Origin of the sequence: Phenylobacterium sp., from assembly GCF_044372605.1 — a bacterium.
In the GTDB taxonomy this organism is placed as follows: domain Bacteria; phylum Pseudomonadota; class Alphaproteobacteria; order Caulobacterales; family Caulobacteraceae; genus Phenylobacterium.
Genome location: NZ_JBILRO010000054.1, coordinates 1 through 15,493 on the forward strand (window position 1 = coordinate 1; position 15,493 = coordinate 15,493).

At 65.2% G+C, this 15,493-nt stretch carries 12 protein-coding genes; 6 read left to right on the top strand and 6 right to left on the bottom strand.

What is annotated here, in order from left to right; genetic code table 11:
- Positions 1-441: 441 nt before the first annotated feature.
- Together ACIQ42_RS06830 and ACIQ42_RS06835 are read left to right on the top strand one after the other, a co-directional pair.
- Positions 442-1,047, top strand: a complete 606-nt coding sequence (locus tag ACIQ42_RS06830) for a hypothetical protein (RefSeq protein ID WP_397421461.1) — start codon at positions 442-444, stop codon at positions 1,045-1,047.
- Between the two features lie 156 nt (positions 1,048-1,203).
- Positions 1,204-2,904, top strand: a complete 1,701-nt coding sequence (locus ACIQ42_RS06835; protein WP_397421462.1) for a class I adenylate-forming enzyme family protein — start codon at positions 1,204-1,206, stop codon at positions 2,902-2,904.
- Positions 2,905-2,925: 21 nt separating this feature from the next.
- Here the strand turns inward: ACIQ42_RS06835 and ACIQ42_RS06840 are convergent, their stop codons facing one another.
- A complete protein-coding gene (locus ACIQ42_RS06840) occupies positions 2,926-3,198 on the bottom strand; it encodes a hypothetical protein (RefSeq protein WP_397403558.1) in 273 nt (90 codons plus the stop codon).
- 112 nt (positions 3,199-3,310) lie between these two features.
- Between ACIQ42_RS06840 and sppA the strand changes: the two genes are divergently transcribed.
- Complete coding sequence (sppA, locus tag ACIQ42_RS06845) at positions 3,311-5,089, top strand: signal peptide peptidase SppA (RefSeq protein WP_397421463.1); 1,779 nt, start codon at positions 3,311-3,313, stop codon at positions 5,087-5,089.
- Between the two features lie 26 nt (positions 5,090-5,115).
- On the opposite strand, the gene ACIQ42_RS06850 is transcribed toward sppA, so the two are convergent.
- Entirely contained in the window at positions 5,116-6,381 is a 1,266-nt protein-coding gene (locus ACIQ42_RS06850; RefSeq protein WP_397421464.1) for an aspartyl/asparaginyl beta-hydroxylase domain-containing protein, read from the bottom strand.
- Between the two features lie 110 nt (positions 6,382-6,491).
- The gene (locus ACIQ42_RS06855) at positions 6,492-9,434 is read right to left on the bottom strand and encodes a TonB-dependent receptor domain-containing protein (RefSeq protein WP_397421465.1); all 2,943 of its coding nucleotides are present in this window, start codon (positions 9,432-9,434) and stop codon (positions 6,492-6,494) included.
- 371 nt (positions 9,435-9,805) lie between these two features.
- On the opposite strand from ACIQ42_RS06855, the gene ACIQ42_RS06860 reads away from it, so the two are divergent.
- Positions 9,806-10,345: a hypothetical protein gene (locus ACIQ42_RS06860; protein ID WP_397421466.1), complete on the top strand. Its 540-nt coding sequence runs from the start codon at positions 9,806-9,808 to the stop codon at positions 10,343-10,345.
- Between the two features lie 247 nt (positions 10,346-10,592).
- Here ACIQ42_RS06860 and ACIQ42_RS06865 read toward each other — a convergent pair whose 3' ends face one another.
- From ACIQ42_RS06865 to ACIQ42_RS06875, 3 genes are all read right to left on the bottom strand, one after another.
- A complete protein-coding gene (locus ACIQ42_RS06865; RefSeq protein WP_397421467.1) occupies positions 10,593-11,489 on the bottom strand; it encodes an ABC transporter permease in 897 nt (298 codons plus the stop codon).
- Entirely contained in the window at positions 11,486-12,409 is a 924-nt protein-coding gene (gene oppB, locus ACIQ42_RS06870; RefSeq protein ID WP_397421468.1) for an oligopeptide ABC transporter permease OppB, read from the bottom strand. Before oppB ends, ACIQ42_RS06865 begins: the two co-directional genes overlap by 4 nt.
- Positions 12,410-12,512: 103 nt before the next feature.
- On the bottom strand, positions 12,513-14,159 hold the full coding sequence (locus ACIQ42_RS06875) for a peptide ABC transporter substrate-binding protein (RefSeq protein ID WP_397421469.1): 1,647 nt from the start codon (positions 14,157-14,159) through the stop codon (positions 12,513-12,515).
- A gap of 112 nt (positions 14,160-14,271) precedes the next feature.
- Here ACIQ42_RS06875 and ACIQ42_RS06880 point away from each other — a divergent pair, with 112 nt between their 5' ends.
- Positions 14,272-14,679, top strand: a complete 408-nt coding sequence (locus tag ACIQ42_RS06880) for a TIGR01244 family sulfur transferase (protein ID WP_397421470.1) — start codon at positions 14,272-14,274, stop codon at positions 14,677-14,679.
- A partial coding sequence (locus ACIQ42_RS06885; protein WP_397421471.1) for an MBL fold metallo-hydrolase occupies positions 14,676-15,493 on the top strand: 818 nt, incomplete at its 3' end. The genes ACIQ42_RS06880 and ACIQ42_RS06885, both read left to right, overlap by 4 nt.

Sequence of the window (15,493 nt, forward strand, 5' to 3'; positions counted from 1 at the left end):
AGTGGTGGAGGGGGCGTTGCCACCGCACGACGGCGGCCCGAGAAAGTGGGGCCGCGTATGACTTTTCGTCCCCGATCTTTGTCGCATTGTCCAGGCAGCGAAAGCCAGGTCGGCCTTTCAGGTGAAAGTAGTGTGCGTCCCTACTTTCCCCCGGCATCTGGAATATTATACTCTCATCAATGGGATCGAACAGCTATCAGCCTATTGATTTGACATTCTGAGAGGGTGCCAGATGAAATCTGGAGTTACGGTGACACTTTACTTAACCCCTTAATTCACTGATCCATGATCCGCCGCGCCAGGGGTTAAGTAAAGCGTCACCGTAACTCCCTCTCGACGCTCTCTGCGCCCCTCTGCGTTTTCTGCGGTTCCGCTCACTTTCGTAAGCCTGCCCAACTGCTACGTCCGATCCTGACGTACCTCTGTGTTCCACTCCACTCTATGACCGCGACCACCGATGATCGAGGCGCCGAGATGCTGGCCGAGCTGGCTGAGATGGATCTCAGCGCGGCCAGGCACGTCCACGCCCAGCTTCTCGCCGCCACAGAGGCGCGCGAGGTCGCCGATCTCAGCCGGTCCTACCAGCGCGCGTCCCGCTGCGTGCGTCAGACCCTGGCGCTGAAGGCGAAGCTGGCCCAGGACGCCGTCGTCCACCGGATCCGCACCACGCCGTCGCCCGGCACGGACTGGGCCGCCATGCAGCGGGACCTGATCCATTGCGACGAACTGGGCGAGCGCATCAGCGTGTTGCAGGACGCCGTTGGCCGGCTGCTCTACACCGAGGTTTCCGACGCCGGGACCCGTCGAGATCTGACAGAACGGCTCGATATCGAGCTCGACGACTGGATCGAGGAACCGGACTTCACCACCGCCGACGTGGATGCGCAGATCCGCCGCGCCTGTCGCAGTCTGGGCCTGACCGAAGACCACGTCGCCGAATGGCGCACCTTGCCCCGTCCGCCGACTGACGCTGATCCCGACCTGGGGGATGACGACGTCAACGCCGGCCAACCCGCCGCCGCGCCGCCGGCCGCCGACACCGGCTGATCTCGCCATCCCACCCACGCGTGGGTGGAGATCATCGGCCCCGCCTCATATGAAGCGGACGCCCCAAAACCGGGGCTCGCGCTCCGCCGTCCCGTTGGCTATGACACCTGCGAAGCCAGGTGCGCAGACGCCGGTGCGATTAGGGATAAGTCGACGATGCATTATACCGAGTTGAACAAGACCTGGGCCGAACTCACCGGCCCCGGCGCGCCCTTCGAGGTGGCCGAGATCGAGGTGCGGGGCGCGCCGCTCAGGGCCTTCAGGAATGCGCCGCCCAATGTGCGCGCCGTCTGGCTTTCCACCGCCGCGTTCGCCGAGCGCGACTACCTCGTCTATGAGGACGAGCGCCTGACCTATGCCCAGTCCCACGCCCAGGTGGCCGCTGTCGCCAACTGGTTGCTGGCCCAGGGGGTGCAGCCCGGCGACCGGATCGCCATCGCCATGCGTAATTTTCCGGAGTGGATGCTGATCTACTGGGCCGGCGCCTGCCTGGGCGTGGCCGTGGTCGGCATGAACGCCTGGTGGACCGCCGCCGAGATGGCCTATGGTTTCAATGACGCCCAGCCCAAGATCGTGTTCGCCGACGCCGAGCGAATCGCCCGGATCGCCGAACAGCCGGACATGCTGGGTGCGGCCCGGATGGTGGCCGTGCGCGTCGACACCCTGCCGGCGGGCGCGACGGCCTGGTCGGAGGTCATCGCCCAGGGCGGCGATCTGCCTGCCGTCGACGTCGATCCCGACGCCGACATGTGCATCTTCTACACCTCCGGCACCACGGGCTTTCCCAAGGGCGCGCAACTCACCCACCGCGGCTGTGTGTCAAACCTGATGAACATGATGTTCTCCGGACAGGCTCACACGCTCGCCACCCAGCGCGCCACTGGCGTGGTTCCCGATCCCACGGTCGCCCCGCCGATCCCGGTCACCCTGATCACAACGCCGCTGTTCCACGTGACCGCCAACAACTGCGCCGCCTACGCCACCACGGCCGGCGGCGGCAAGATGGTGCTGATGTACCGGTGGGACGCCGGCGAGGCGCTGAAGCTGGTGGAACGCGAGCGGATCGGCTCGGTCAGCGGCGTGCCCGTCATGGCGCGCGAACTGGTCACCCATCCGGACTTTGCCAAGTACGACACCTCCAGCCTCCTCTCGGTGGGCGGCGGCGGCGCGCAGTTGCCGCCGGATCTGGTGGCCAAGATTGACGGCACGGTGGCCACCGCACGGCCCAACACCGGCTACGGCATGACCGAGACCTGCGGGATTATCACCTCGATTTCCGGCGATTTCTTCGTGGACAAACCGGCCAGCTGCGGCCGCGCCATGCCCACCTTCGAGACCCGGGTCGTGGGCGACGACGGCCAGGTCCTGCCCCCCGGCCAGCCGGGCGAGCTCTGGGTCAGGGGCGCGCCGGTCATCAAGGGCTACATCAACCGCCCGGAGGCCACCGCAGACTCCATCACCGACGGCTGGCTGCACACCGGCGACGTCGCCTATCTGGACGAGGAAGGCTTCATCTTCCTGGTCGACCGCAAGAAGGACATGGTCCTGCGTGGCGGCGAGAACATCTACTGCGCCGAGGTCGAGGCCGTCCTCTATCAGCACGATGCGGTCGCCGAATGCAGTGTGTTCGGCGTTCCGGATGACCGTCTTGGCGAGGAAGTGGGGGCCGCCGTGGTCGCTCGCCCGGGCATGAGCCTCAGCGCCGAAGCGTTGCGCGCGCACTGCGCCGGCGTCATGGCCAAGCACAAGATCCCCCGCTACATCTGGGTGCTGGACAGTTCGATCCCGCGCAATGCCAACGGCAAGTTCCTCAAGCGCGAGCTTCGCGAAACCCTGGACGTGAAGGACGCTGTCTAGGCGGTCGGCGGGCTTTCCCGTTCAATCCTCCTCGTCGTCAACCTCTTCGCCAGGGTCGCGATCCAGAACCACAAACGCCTCGTGAAACCGCTTGAGCCCCGCCACAGACGCCTGCACTCGCGCGGTCGCCCCCGCCGCGTCCCCCTGGTTGCTGCTGATCACCGCCAGGTTCGTGCTGGCGATGGCGTCGGCCAGGGCCTGCAGGCAGGCTTTCAGTGCGACCAGGTCCTCGGCCACCGCCCCGTCGTCGGCGTCTTCTTCCACCGGATCAATGAAGCCCGAAATGTCTACCATCTGCGTTGTCCCTGACTGACCTGAAACGACCTCTACCCTACCGGCTTTGCCGGCGCCCCATTCTATGCGAGAGGCGGATATCAACCTCGGCGCAAATCACCAGACCGGACGCATGAAGCAGTTTCTGATCACGACAGCCGGAGTGTTCACAGGTTTGCTGATCTTCCTGATCGGGGTGCCTATCCTGATCATCAGCCTGGCGGTTTCAGCAACCGCGCCGGCACCCCTGCCGGGCAAGGCGGTGCTTGAGCTGGACCTGCGTGGGCCGTTGAATGACCAGTCCCCGCACAATCCCCTGCTGGGGCTCGGCGGCGGTTCAGACTCCGTCATGTCGATCATCTCCACCCTGAAGCGGGCCGGGACCGACGACCGGGTCAAGGGCCTGCTGGTTCGGCTGCCCGAAGGTGGCATCGAGCCCGGCATGGCCGACGAGATCCGGCTGGCCTTCAAGCAGTTCCGCGCCGCCGGCAAGCCGATCTACGCCCACAGCCAGGGCATCTATCCCGCCGGCATCGTGACGACCACATACATGCTGGGCGCTGCTGCCGATCAGCTCTGGATGCAGCCCGGCGCCTCCCTTCAGGTGACCGGCGTGGCCACCGAGGACCTGTTCTTCAAGCGCTTCTTCGACAAGTACGGCGTCGTGCCGCAGTACGAGCAGCGCTATGAGTACAAGAACGCCGTCAACGGCTACCTCTTCAGCGACTACACACCCGCCCACCGCCAGTCCCAGCTCTCCTGGATCGGCTCCGTCTACGGCTCCAACCTCGGCTTCGCCGCGCAGGACCGCAAGACCGACCCGGCGGGCCTGCGCACGGCGCTCGAGGCGGGCCCCTATCTGGCCGATGACGCGCTCAAGCTGAAGCTCATCGATCGGCTGGGCCAGGTTCGCGAAACCGAGCAGGCCCTGCTGGACAAGGCGGGCGACGGCGCAAGGACCATAGATTTCCACGACTATGCCGACAGCCATCAGGAAGGCGACGGCAAGATCGGCGACTCCATCGCGGTGATCGAAGCCGAGGGCGCCATCCTGACCGGGCGAGATCGGGGATCCAATCCCTTCACCGGCGGCGCAACGATCTACTCCGACGATCTGGCGGGCGCGATCCTGTCCGCTGCCAGGACCGAGGCTGTGAAGGCCATTGTGCTCCGGATCAATTCACCCGGCGGTTCGGATACCGCCTCGGAACAGATCCTCGACGCCATCCGGGTGGCCAAGGCGGCGGGCAAGCCCGTGGTGGTGTCGATGGGCAGCTACGGCGCCTCAGGCGGCTACTGGATCGCCTCGGAGGCCTCGGCCATCATCGCCCAGCCCACCACGCTCACCGGCTCGATCGGCGTCTTCGGCGGCAAGTTCGCCCTCGGCCCGGCCTTGGAGAAGTTCGGCGTGGATGTGCGCCAGACCGGGGTCGGCGGCGAGTATGCCGGCGGCTTTGGCCTGAGCCAGCCGTTCACCGCGACCCAGCGGGCGGCCTTCGGCGGCTGGATGGACCGGATCTACGAGACCTTCATCGTACGTGTGGCGACCGGTCGCAAACTTCCGGTCGAGCAGGTGCGCGAACTCGCCAAGGGCCGCGTCTGGACCGGCGAACAGGCCCGCACGCTCGGCCTGGTCGATGAGCTGGGCGGCTTCTATCAGGCCGTCGACAAGGCCAAGGCTCTGGCCGGTCTGAAGGGCGAGATCCAGTTGCGCCGGATGACGCCCAGCGAAGGGGCCTTCGAGACGCTGCAGCGTGCGCTCGGCGTCTCCGCCATGTCGGCGCGCACCCTGGCGGCGGCGGCCTGGGTGTTTGGCGATCCGCGGTCGCAGGCGATTCTGGATCAGGTGAGCGAAGCCAGGCTGCGCGGTGAAGGCCATGGCATGGTGCTGGCGCCGATGCCTATCCGATAGGAGAGCCGGTTACGGCCGGCCGACTCTCATGGCTCGCTGTTGAAGTCGCGAGCGGCCTTGGTCATGGCCTCGACCATCTCCCGCTCGGCGAGGGAGAGCAGCGGGTTCCAGACATCGAAAATCAGGACCGTGCGCGGCAGGTCGCTGTCGTTGCGCGCCTCATGCTCGATCGTATCGTCAAAGATCAGCACCTCACCCTCGGTCCAGGTGCGGTGTTCGAAACCGACCCGGTAGGTGCAGTTTGGCGGCACGATCAGGGGCAGATGGACGACCAGCCGGGCATTGGTCTCGCCGTGATGCGGCGGGATCTGGGTGTGGGGCGCCAACACCGAGAACATGGCGTTGGGGCAAAGGCCGCCGATCCGGGCCATCTGGACGGCCTCCAGCGCCTGGGTCGTGCGTGGGCAGCGCGCGAGGTTCTCCTCGACACGCTCACCGCCGCGCCACAGGGGATAGGTGCTCCAGCGATCCGAGTGGTTGAGGTCGATCCACTGGTTGACGGGCTCACCGCGATTGTAGGCGATGTAGGGTGAAAACCCGGTCTGCGCTGTTTGCTGAACCGCCAGCAGCTCTTCGCGGATGGCTGGCGTGGCGGCTTCGATCCCGGCCACCCAGTCAAAGTCCCCACGATCAAAGAACGGGATCGCCGGGAGGCGGGGCACGGTCAGCTGATTGGATTCCGACCGGTAGGCCTGGATGCGGCCGGTCATGATCGCCGCCGACTCCGCCCAGCGGCCCGACGCGGCGACCTCGAGGGCGGCGCGGGGGCCGGCCAGGGTGGCTTCGAGATAGGCGGCGAACGCCTCGGTGTGAGCCTCGACGCAGGTGCGCGCATGGGCCAGTTGCGGCCGCAGCGCGTCAGGCCAATGGGTCTCGGGTGGCGCGATCCTGAGCGCATCGCGATAGACGTTGGCGGCGGCGCGGGTCTGGTTCTGCCGCTCCAGGAAGGCGGCCTTGGTCAGCAGACCGGGCAGATAGTAGGGGTCGACCGCCAGGCAGTCATTGATGGTTAGCCACTCGTTCTCTGTATCGCCCTGCTCGCGCTGGACAACGCTGGCGGTCATCAGGATCAGCGGATCCATCGGCGAGGCCATGTGGGCCGCCCGCAGGAATTCCAGGGCTCCCGCCAGGTCTCCGCGCTGGAAGGCATGGACACCCAGGCTGTAGAGGGCCTGAGGGTGATCGGGCGCAAGGCTGTAAACCTGTCCCCAGAGACGCTCGGCGTCTTGCCAGCGGCCGGCGTTGGCAGCCTGGCCTGCGGCCTGGGCGAGCGCGTTCACCTGATCGGTCATCCGTCTTTCCATCCTGCAGGCCATACTGCCCGATGGCGGTACCAAGCCCGAGCCAAAAAGAAAACGGCGGGCTTTCGCCCGCCGCTTCCCAAATCAGACTGCGTTTCGGATCAGAAGCGCAGGTTCAGACCGAACGAGAACACGCGGCCCAGGGTGTCGTAGTCACCCGGGAAGGTGTTGCCGTTGTTGGACGACGTGGTGCCCGCTTCGTTACCGACGATCGGGGCGGCCTTGTTGAAGACGTTCTGCACGGCAGCGCTCACCTTGACGGTGTCGTTGATCGCGTAGCTCGCCGACAGGTCGAACCAGCTGTAGGCCTTGATCCGCTGGAACTGAGCGAACGTGGAGGCTTTCTGGTTCGGCGCGACGTCGATCGCATCAACATAGCGCCACAGGTAGGACATCTGCAGGTCGCCGACCGTCCACGAAGTGCGCTGCGAGAAGCGGAACTCGTGGGTGGGGTTGCACTGGGTGCTGTAGACGCCCACGCAGTCGATGACCGGGGTGGCGCTGCCGCTCTGGCTTTCGTTGGTCAGGTAGTAGTTACCCGTCCACTGGAAAGCCAGGCTGCCCCACTTCTCGTCAAGACCCAGCTGGGTCATGTCGACACCGAAGGCCACCGAACCTTCGATACCCGAAGCTTCCGAGCTCTTCAGGTTGGTCGTGAACAGCTCGATACCTGACGCCGGCGAGGCGATATCGCCGTTGACACGACGGATCAGGCTGCACGAGGCCGCATCACCGTCCTTGTAGCACTGGTCCAGAACTTCCTGAGCCTGGAAGGTGCCGATCGTGCCCGAGATGTCGATCTTGTAGTAGTCGACCGAGATCGCGAGGTTACGCAGCGAGGGCAGGAAGTTCGGCTGCCAGACAACACCGATCGTGGTGGAGTCAGCCTTTTCAGGGTTCGGCAGGCGAGCCAGGTTCGTGCCTTCGAAGGTATTCACCTGACCCGAGACGATGTCCTGGATCGTTCCGACCTGGGCGGCCGTCTGGCCGGTCGAGATGCAGAGCGCGCGCAGGGCCGGCGAGATCGGGCTGCGGTTGCCGGAGGAGCAGGGGTCGAAGGTGGCGTTACGAAGCGCGCTCACCTGCGGAGCGGCCAGTTCACCCACGTTCGGGGCGCGGGCGGCGCGCTGCTGCATGAAGCGGAACCGCAGACCGTCCATCGGCTCGTAGTTCAGGCCGTACTTCCAGGTCTTGTTGACGCCCGAAGGATCGTAGTCCGAGTAGCGGTAGCCGAACTCGAGATCCAGCGACTTGGCCCAGGTCTGGTCAGCAGCGATCTGCAAGATGCCTTCGCCGAAGACTTCCTTGACGCTGTAACCGCCCGCGATGGGAAGCTGGTTGCCGCCGGCGCCGCCGAGGCAGCTGGCCGGGGCGAGCTTCAGGCATTCGTCGGGCTCGGAATTGCCAAACTCTTCACGATACTCAGCGCCGACGCTGATCGCCAACGGAACAGCGGCCAGCGGGCTCTTGATCGCGTTGATCGGGCCGCCGATGTTGGCCGAGGCCAGCTGCTGGGTGTAGTTGCTCTTGAGGATGCCGACGGCGCCCGAGTAGGCGGCCATGGCCGGGGTGATCGCACCGAACGGACCAAAGATGTCGATCGGCACGCATCCGCCGCCGGAACGGCAGGTGGTGGTGCTGGTCGCGTTCAGCGCGTTGCCGAAGTTGGTGACGTTGGTGTAGCCGGCGCGCACTTCCGTACGGCTGGATTCACCACGCGAGGCCGAAACATCCCAGTTCCACTCTTCGATGCCGAACGGGTTGTCGCCGCGCAGACCGAAGACCAGCTGGTAGTAGTTGGTTTCGTAGGTCGACGACCGCGCGCCAAGCTCGCCCGTCCGGCGGCGGACCACCAGGTTCAGGTCGTCGGCCGCGTCGATCACGCCGTTGGCGTTCAGGTCGCGGAAGTTCGCGGCCGTCAGCGTGCCGGCAGTGCGCGCGGCGTTGGCGGCGGTGATCAGGGTGTTGCGCTGCGCCGCCGAGAGGAACGGGTTGGACAGCGGGACAAAGAACGCATTGCCGAAGATGCCCGAGGGGGCGATCTGCTGGCGCACGTTCGTGCGGGTGAACATCGTCCGGGCGTAGGCCTCGATGGTGTCGGTCACTTCATAGTGGCCGAGCGCCGTGGCGCTGAAGCGCTCCGAAGGAGTCTGGTAGTAGTTGAAGGGGTTGAAGTTGAACACCGAGCAGTTGCCGCCCAGGGTGCGGTCGTCACGCACCTGGAAGGCGCCCGTCGCTGCCGGAACGCCAACCAGAGCCAGGCGCGTCGGGACCGTGGTGGTGGAACCGCCGAAGTTGGTGGGCACCGAGCCGGGGCCGCCGCAGTTTGCAGGCTCCGGGGGCGAGGTGACGCCGAGGCCACCGCCGGTGGCGCTGACGATGCCGACCTGGCCGATGGCGCGGTCGCCGAGCAGAACCGGCTCACGCTTGGAGTAGCCCAGGCTCATCGCGATGTTGCCCTTGTCGTCGGGGCTGTTCACACCGAGGGTCAACGAGGCACGGTAGGTGGCGCCGTCCTTGGCGCCCGTCTGGCTGTAGCCGGTGTCGAGCTCGATACCTTCGAAGTTCTTCTTGAAGATGAAGTTCACCACGCCGGAGATGGCGTCCGAACCGTACACCGCCGAGGCGCCGCCGGTGATGACGTCCACGCGCTCGAGCAGGGCGGTCGGGATGACCGAAACGTCGACGCGGCCGTTTTCGTTGTAGGGCGTGAGGCGCTTGCCATCGATCATGATCAGGTTGCGCTGCGGGCCCAGGCCGCGGAGGTCGACCGTGGTCGCGCCGGCGGTGCCGTTGTTACGGGCCGGGTTGTCGCCGGGGATCGTCGAGGGCAGGAAGCGGAGCACCTGCTCGACTTCCGAGGTCTGCTGGAGCTTGATTTCGTCGGCGCCGATCGAGGTGATCGGGCTCGCCGACTCCAGGCCCGGCGTCTTGATGCGCGAACCGGTGACGACGACTTCTTCGATTTCCTCAGCGCCCGCCTGGGCGTTCGCCTGAGTCGTGAGGCCCATCAGGGCGACACCGCAGATCATGGAAGACGCCAACAGGCGCTCCCGCATGGACTTGAATATCACGTTTCTGGTCCTCCAGCGTCGCTGCCTGCCTGGCAGCCGCTCCCCACACAAAGAATGGTCCCAGGCACAATACGCACCCGGTTACCGCGGAGTTACGAGTTAGGGGGCGGGATGGTCAACGCACATTAGCATCCTGCAATGTTTCGGGCGCCGACCTGTCGCATTCTGGTCACAGATTGCCGGACCAATGGGGTTTTGCGGTAAGGTTTCGGCGAAGGGTGTTACCGCGCGGGGCGATTGATCGAACTTTGTGGTCGCGAACGGTCGGAATTGCGGCAGGTTGCGCTTATCCTCCGGCCCCGACTAACAAGGTCTAAGGGACTATTTGGCATCGGGAAGGCATGACCATGCGTGCGATCGGACTGGGCCTGGCAGCGATTCTGACTCTCGGAGCGGCGGGCGCCGATGCGCAGGTTCGCCCCCGCGATCGCGCCGGGGCCATCCAGAAACTGATCGACTGCCGCGCACTCACCGACAATGCCGCGCGGCTGGCCTGCTACGACACTACCGCCGCAGCGCTCGACCAGGCCGAGGCCAAGGGCGATATCGTGGTGGTCGACCGGGAACAGGTGAAGGAGGTGCGCAAGCAGGCCTTCGGGTTCAGCCTACCATCGCTCAACGTGTTCAACCGGGGCGAAAAGGCCGAGCGCGAGGCGCCGTTGGATCGCATCACCGCGAAACTCACGAACGCTTATCGCAACAGCGGCGGCAAGTGGGTGATGCAACTGGAAGACGGCGCCGTCTGGGTGCAGACAGACACCGAACCCCTGCCCCGCGGCGCCAAGGCCGGCTCCACCGTGGAGATTCGCCAGGCGGCGCTCGGCAGCTTCCTTGTGAACGTGGACGGGCAGCGCGCGATCCGGGCCAACCGGTCGAAGTAGGCCTTCGTCGCAGAGGCCGGTCCGCAAACTGCCCTCTCCTCCCCCGACGGAGGCTACCGGATTCACGCGCTGTGGCTCTGGGCTATGATTGTCCCTCGCCCCTTGTGGGCGAAGGAGCGCGTGGGCGGCCTCTCATCACCAATCTGGAGTAAGGCAACGCTCCGACAACGGGCGAAGGATTCTTTCGGCCGGCAAACCGAAGTGTGAATTCCAGAATTCCGACGTGGGAGGAGGCCTTTAGGCCGGGCTACCGATCCTTGGGATCGATAGCGTCCCTCAATCCGTCACCGATGAAGTTGAAGCTCATCAGCGTCATCACCATCACCAGCGACGGGAAGATCAGGAGCCAGGGCGCCAGCTCCATATCGGAGGCGCCCCCTGCGATCAGGGCCCCCAGCGAGGCCATGGGCGGCTGCACGCCCAGGCCCAGGAAGCTGAGGAAGCTCTCGGCCAGGATCACGGCCGGGATGGTCAGCGTCACATAGACCACCACAGGACCAAGCAGGTTGGGCACGATGTGACGGAAGATGATGGCGCCCCGGTTCAGGCCTGCCGCACGGGCGGCCTCGACGAACTCCTTGTTCTTGAGCGTCAGTGTCTGGCCACGGACAATCCGGCTCATGGTCAGCCATTCCACGGCGCCGATGGCCACGAAGATCAGGATGATATTGGAGCCGAAGGTGACCATCAGCAGGATCACGAAGAAAATGAACGGCAGCGAATAGAGGACATCCACGAAGCGCATCATCACCTCGTCCAGCTTGCCGCCGACGTAGCCGGCTACTGCGCCCCAGGCGACGCCGATCACCAGCGATACAAAGGTCGCCACGAAGCCGATGGCCAGCGAGACCCTGAGGCCCACCAGCAAGCGGGTCAGCAGGTCGCGACCGAGGGCGTCCGAGCCCATCAGGTGGCCGCCTTCAAGCGGCGGCAGCCAAACGTCGGACTTGTTGACTTCATCATAGGTGAAGGGGCTGAGCCAGGGGCCGACCACGGCGGCCAACACCAGCAGGCCGAGCACGATCATGCCCGTCACCGCCGCCCTGTTGCGCATGAGGCGTCGGCGAGCGTCTTCCCACAGGCTACGCCCCTGAACGGCGGCCGCCCTGGTGATGGTTTCGGCGCGAGCGCTGGCGAAGGTCATGCGAGGCGCACCCGGGGATCGAGAACGGCGTAGAGCAGGTCGGCGATCAGGTTCAGCAGCAGGATCAGCCCGGCATAGAAGATCACCATTCCCATCACCACGGTGTAGTCGCGCTGCAAGGCGCTGATGACGAAGAACTTGCCCAGGCCTGGCAGGTTGAAAATCTTCTCGACCACCAGCGAGCCTGTGATCAGGCCCGCGCACGCCGGCCCGAGATAGCTGACCAGAGGAAGGATGGCGGCGCGAAGCGCATGTTTTCGCACGATCAGCCACTCCGGCAGGCCCTTGGCCCGGGCGGTGCGGATGTAGTTCGAGTGCAGCACCTCGATCATGCCGGCCCGGGTGAGGCGCGAGATGATGGCGATCTGTGGCAAGGCCAGCACGATCACAGGCAGGACCATGTTCGGCAAGGCGCCATCGTTCCAGCCCGCTGTCGGCAGCCACCCCAGCTTGGACGCGATCCCCAGCACCAGCAGCGGCGCCGTGACAAACGTCGGAATACAGACCCCCAGGATGGCGATGGTCATCACCACATTGTCCGTCATCCGGTTCTGTCGCAGCGCCGCCATCACCCCCAGACTGACCCCGATGACAGAGGCGATGGCGATGGCGAAGAAACCCAGCCGCAATGAGACCGGATAGTTCTCCTTGACGATGTCCAGCACCGTCTTGTCCCGGTACTTCAATGAGGGACCCAGGTCGCCCTGGACCACGCCGGCCAGATAGTCGACGTACTGATGGCCCAGCGGCTTATCCATTCCGTACTGCGCCAGAACGTTGGCCTCGATCTCGGGCGAAAGCTTGCGGTCCATGTCGAACGGACTGCCGGGCGCCGCGCGCATCATGAAGAAGGCGGCGGTGATCACCAGAAACAGGGTCGGGATCGCGACCAGAAGACGCCGGCCGATGTATTGCAGCATGGGCGCTGAAAAGCCTTTTACCATGGGCGTGTGGGGCGCCGGTTCGCTTGAAACTTTCACCCGCCCCGGCTGATGTCAACGAAGGTCAGGACGGCGAGCGGTTTCAGGCTGCAGGCGCCTTGGGCGATCCTTTTACGCAAAGGAACTGGGTTGGGTGGATGTCGCCAAGATTGGCGATCCAGCCAGTGACCCTGGGGCTGACCAGGTTCTTGTTCACGTAGAAAAACACCGGTGCGATCGTGGCGTCGTCCAGCATGATGCGTTCGGCCTGCGCCAGGTAGCCCGCCCGAACCACGGCATCGGGTTCATTGTCCGCCTTCTTGAGCAGGGCGTCGAAGGCGGGGTTCTTGTAGTCGCCGTAGTTCTGGGCGCCGGTAGTTGAGTTCATCAGGTAGAGGAACGTCATCGGATCGTTGTAGTCAGCGACCCAGGCCGCATCGCCGACCTCGAAGTCCCTCGCCCGGTAAGCCGCATAGGCGATCTGGGGTTCGTTCTGGGCCAGGCGGGCCTCAACGCCGATCGACTTCCAGTCGGCCTGGATGGCCGGCATGATCAGGCTGGGGTCGGCGGAATTGCGGTGCTTGATCTCGATCCTGAGCGGCCGGCCCGGACCGTAGCCGGCCTCGGCCAAAAGTCGGCGCGCCTCGGCCTGACGCTTCTCAAAGGGCCAGGCCGCCCACTCAGGGGGCTGCACGGCCTGATAGTTCGCAACACCTGGCGGCACGAAGGTGTAGGCGGGCTGCTGGCCGCCGCGCATCAGCTTCTTCGTGATGAATTCACGGTCGATCGCCATCGCCAGCGCGCGACGGACCCGCACATCGCGCAGGGCTACGACGCTGTTGTTGTAGGTCAGGTACGAGACGCCCAGGTAGGTGTGGGTGCGCACATAGCCGGGCATCTGCTCCCGCAGGAGCGCGATGCGGTTGGACTGGATGTCGGCGTTCATGTCGAGTTCGCCGTTGCGGACCTGGCGCTCGGCCGTGATGTTATCCGTCGTCGGATAGTAGGAAATCTGGTCCACACAGACCTTGGCCGCATCCCAGTAGCGGGGATTTTTCACCGCCCTTATCCGGTCTCCCAACTTCCAGCTGACAATGGTGTAGGGGCCGTTGGAGACATAGTGCTCGGGCTTGGACCAGGCGTTTCCGTACTTTTCGACCACATGCTTTGGCACTGGGTACATCGTCTGGTGCTTGGCCAGTTGCAGCAGATAGGGCGCCGGATGCTCGAGGCGGATTTCCAGAATCCGGGGCGTGACCGCGCGCACGCCGAGCGTCTCCGGCGCCGCCTTGCCTTCGTTGACCGCCTGGGCGCCCAGGATCGGATAGAGCAGAGAGGCGTACTCGGCGGCCGTCGCCGGATTCAGGATTCGCCGCAGCGAGAATACGAAGTCATCAGCTGTCAGCGGTACGCCATCCGACCAGACGGCGTCGCGCAGATAGAAGGTCCAGGTCAAACCATCGGCGCTGGTCTCCCACCTCTCCGCCGCACCCGGGGCTACTTTGTCGCTGGCGTCGGCCATGGTCAGGCCTACCATACTGTCCAGCAGCACCCGGTGATCGCCGACGCCGGAGACCTTGTGTGGATCGAGCGAAAGGACCTCGACGCCATTGCCGGCCCTGAGGCAGACCTTCCCGGCCGGACAGTCGTCGACCCTGGGCTTTCCGGGCGTACAGCCCTGCAACAGGAGGAAGGCGCTGGCGAACCCAAGGGCCAGAATGCCGTGATTGCGACGGAACGGGCGATACATGAACGCGAAAACGCCTCTATGGTCGGACTATAGTGTGGCCGGGCGTTGCGAAACTTTCACCCGACCCCGATGATGTCAACGAAGCGCCCGCAAACCACAGGCCATGGACCCAATGAGCGACTTTCGACGTGTCACCGATGACCTCTCCGTGGCGCCGCAGATCTCCCTGGCCGATGTGGCCGAGGCCGCGCGCCTGGGATTCAAGACCCTGATCAGCAACCGGCCCGATGGCGAGGAGCCGGGACAGCCCAGCGCGCGCGAAATAGCTGCCGCCGCTGCAGAGGCGGGGCTATCTTTCTATCACATCCCCATACGTGGCGCACCGACGCCGGAACAGGTCGAGGCGACCAGATTGCTCCTGCAGGATGCCGAGACGCCGATACTGGCGTTTTGCCGATCCGGCACCCGCTCCATCGTCACATGGTCGATCTGTCAGGCGACCTCGGGAGCCATGGATCGCGGCGAACTGGTCGCCCTGGGCCGGCAGGCCGGATACGACCTGTCGAGCGTGCTCGGATGATCCCCTATGTCCGCGACATCGAGGTGGTCTATGGCCGCTGCGATCAGGTCTCGCCCCTGATCCGGCGGGTGACCGCCAACAACCCGGGCCCGTTTACCTTCAAGGGCACCGGCACCTATATTGTGGGCCAAGGTGAGGTCGCGGTCATCGATCCAGGCCCGGACGATCCGGCGCATCTCAAGGCGATCCTGGCGGCTGTTGCCGGCGAGCGCGTCACCCACATCCTGATCACCCACCACCACTCCGACCACTCGCCTCTCGCCAGCGCGCTGAAGGCCGCGACGGGGGCGACGATCTACGGCTGCGCAGTCGCCGGGCACGAGGTGGAGGACACCGGCGAAGTGAAAATGGAAGCCGGACATGATCTCGATTTCCGGCCGGACGTGAGCCTTTGCGGCGGCGGCGCAGTTTCCGGTCCCGGTTGGACGATCGAGGCAATCCCGACGCCGGGGCACACCTCCAACCATATCTGCTTCGCGCTGAAGGAAGAGAACTGCCTCTTCTCGGGCGACCACATCATGGGCTGGTCAACGACGGTCATCACCCCGCCCGACGGCGACATGGGCGACTATCTGGCCAGTCTCGCCGCCATCGAAGCCCGCCATTTCACGACGCTATGGCCAACACACGGTCCACCCATCCGCGAGGTGGACGCCTTCATCGCCGCCTACACCGCCCACCGACACGAGCGCGCCAATCAGATCCTGCGCGCGCTGGAGGCAGGCCCTGCCCGCATCCGTGACCTGGTTCCACGTCTGTACGCAGACGTCGACCCCAAGCTGTGGCCGGCCGCCTCCAGGTCCATGCTCGCGGC